This is a genomic window from Mesorhizobium sp. M4A.F.Ca.ET.050.02.1.1 (assembly GCF_003997725.1).
Lineage (GTDB): Bacteria > Pseudomonadota > Alphaproteobacteria > Rhizobiales > Rhizobiaceae > Mesorhizobium.
This window is the reverse complement of sequence record NZ_RZSG01001156.1, coordinates 1-1,364: the sequence shown is the minus strand read 5'-3', so window position 1 is coordinate 1,364 and position 1,364 is coordinate 1. Positions and strand designations below refer to the sequence as shown.

Genomic DNA, 1,364 nt, shown 5'->3' with positions numbered 1-1,364 from the left:
CATAATAGCCGTACTGGCGTTTTTCGGCCGGCGTGTAGATCTCGATGCGGTAGCGGAAGTCGAATAGCTTTTCCGTCCGCGTGCGCTCGAAGACCACCGGATCGAAGGGAGCGAGCAGGGCGCGGGCCTTTATTCGGCGCGGAAAGCGGGCGTCCTTGTGGAGATAGGCGGGCCTGTCCCAGCCCTCGACGCGCACCGGCAGCAGCTCGCCCGCCTCGACCAGTTCCTCGATCCGGTCCTTGGTGTCGCCGGGCGCCAGGCGAAAATAGTCGCGCAGGTCGCCATAGGTGGCGATGCCATGGGCGCGGGCGGAAATGCGCAGCAGCTCGCGATGCGCTTCCTCGACCGAGGGAACCGGCAGGTCGAGGACCGCCTGCGGCAACACGCGCTCCGGCAGGTCGTAGTAACGTTCGAAGCCGCGCCGGTAGGCGGTGGTGATGCGGCCGGCCCAGAACAGCCATTCGAAGGCGTGCTTGGCCTCGCTCCAGCCCCACCAGCCGCCATTGCCCTTGTGGCCCTCGATGTCGGAGGCGGCGATCGGCCCGCGTTCGGCGACTTGCCCGTAGATCTCCTCGATCATCGCCTTGCGCTCGCGGCCCCATTTGGCGAGGCCGAGATACATTTCCTCACCCCGCTCGGCGCGCAGCATGCGCCAGCGCAGCAGCGGCCAGGTCTCGACCGGCAGGAAGGAGGCCTCGTGCGCCCAGTATTCAAACACCTTGCGTTTGCGCGTTACGGCGGCATTGTCGAGCAGCGCCAGCGGGTAGGGGCCGAGGCGCGAATAGAGCGGCATATAGTGGGCGCGGACCACCGCGCTTACGGAATCGATCTGGAGCAGGCCGGTCCGGGAGAGAACGCGGGCGAGGTGGCGGCGATCAGGCGTGCCGGCCGGTTGCGGGTCGGTGAAACCCTGCGCGCCGAGCGCGATGCGCCTGGCCATGGTGAGAGATATCTTTTCCTTCATCCGGAAGCCTTGTCCTGATCCTTTGGCCCGCATTTGCGGTTCCTGATTCCGGCCATGCTAGCAGGCAAATGGCGGGAGATATGTCAGGAGAGAAAAGTGGAGTAAAAAATGAAGGAAATCAAACAGGAGCGGATCGGACCAGTTTCATTCGATAAGGCGTCGAGCGTCGCGTTTTGAACAAGGTTTGACTTGCTTCGCCGAAAGCGCTGCGCTAACCCTCGCCGCGTTGCAGCATAGGCCCTTAAAACGGTTCAGCGGTGAATCTGTCACGCTTCCGCAATAGGATCGCTTGCTGTAATCAACGTGGATTGACCGCCAACGGAAAGCCGCAGCATGAACGCACTTTTGAGTTCGTATCTGCCCATCGTCCTGTTTATCGGCGTGGCGCTTGTCGTCGGCT

The 1,364-nt window shown here is 63.0% G+C and carries 1 protein-coding gene; it reads right to left on the bottom strand.

The window, feature by feature from the left end:
• On the bottom strand, window positions 1-964 hold a 964-nt coding region (locus EOA33_RS35920; protein WP_145989517.1), incomplete at its 3' end, for a winged helix-turn-helix domain-containing protein.
• Window positions 965-1,364 lie beyond the last annotated feature (400 nt).